The organism is Nostocoides jenkinsii Ben 74 (assembly GCF_001046875.1).
Taxonomy (GTDB): Bacteria; Actinomycetota; Actinomycetes; order Actinomycetales; family Dermatophilaceae; genus Nostocoides_A; species Nostocoides_A jenkinsii.
In genome coordinates this window covers 3,769,857-3,770,947 of sequence record NZ_HF571038.1, presented here as the reverse complement: position 1 = coordinate 3,770,947, position 1,091 = coordinate 3,769,857, and the positions used below count along the sequence as shown (strand labels likewise).

Annotated in this window: 1 protein-coding gene; it reads right to left on the bottom strand. The window is 64.8% G+C overall.

Annotated elements, in window-relative coordinates; translation table 11 throughout:
* Window positions 1–1,075, bottom strand: a 1,075-nt coding sequence (locus tag BN13_RS17985; RefSeq protein ID WP_048548588.1) for an IS256 family transposase, incomplete at its 3' end; no start/stop codon positions are given.
* Window positions 1,076–1,091 lie beyond the last annotated feature (16 nt).

The window sequence follows — 1,091 nt, the reverse complement described above, 5'->3', positions numbered from 1 at the left end:
CGATCGCGTTCGTGGAGAACAAGACTCGCCGGATCTCGACGTCATAGTCCAGGAACGGGATGAACGTCGACCATGCGTTCCGCCAGAGGGTGGAGATCGCCGGGTAGGGCTTGCCCCACTTCTCTTCGAACTCCTCGAACGCCGCCCACGCGGCGTCCGCGTTGGGTGCGGTGTAGATCCGCTTCATGTCGACCGCGAGCTGCTGCCAGTACTTCTTCGAGGCGAACTTGAACGTGCCGCGGATCAGGTGGATCACACACGTCTGAACCGTGGTGTCCGGGAATACCGCTGCGACAGAGTCGGGTAGCCCCTTCAGCCCGTCACAGACCAGGAAGAACACGTCCCGCACGCCGCGGTTCTTCAACTCCGTCAACACGGCCAACCAGTACTTCGCCGACTCGCCGGAGCCGTGGGTGCCGGCCCACAATCCGAGAACGTCACGGTGACCGTTCAGGTCGACCCCGATGGCGGCGTAGAACGGCCGGTTGGCGACCTGGCCGTCGCGTACCTTGACCACGATGGCGTCGATGAAGATCGCGGCGTAGACGGCCTGCAACGGCCGCGACGCCCACACCTGCATCTCTTCGATCACCTTGTCGGTGATCCGGGAGATCGTGTCCTTGCCGATCGAGACCCCGTACACCTCGGCGAAGTGCGCGCTGATCTCACCGGTCGTCAACCCGCGTGCGAACAGCGACAACACCACCGCGTCGACATCATTCAGGCGGCGTTGCCGCTTCTTGACGATGACCGGTTCGAACGTGCCGTCCCGGTCCCGTGGGACCTCGATGGTCACCTCCCCGGCGGCGGGGGTGGTCACGGTCTTGGTGCGGGTTCCGTTGCGGGAGTTGCCCTTGTTGCGGCCCTCGGCGGCGTGTTTGTCGTAGCCAAGGTGCTCGGTCATCTCCTCTTCGAGAGCGATCTCGAGCACGTCCTTGGTCAAGACCTTCAACAGCCCGTTCGGGCCGGTCAGGTCCTCACCACGGGCGCGGGCGGCCTTGACCAGCTCCCGCACCGCGGCCCGCTCGGTCTCCGAACGGGAGACCCTCCTGGTCTTCTTCGCTTCCTTCGGCATCGAGCTCACGCTCGGC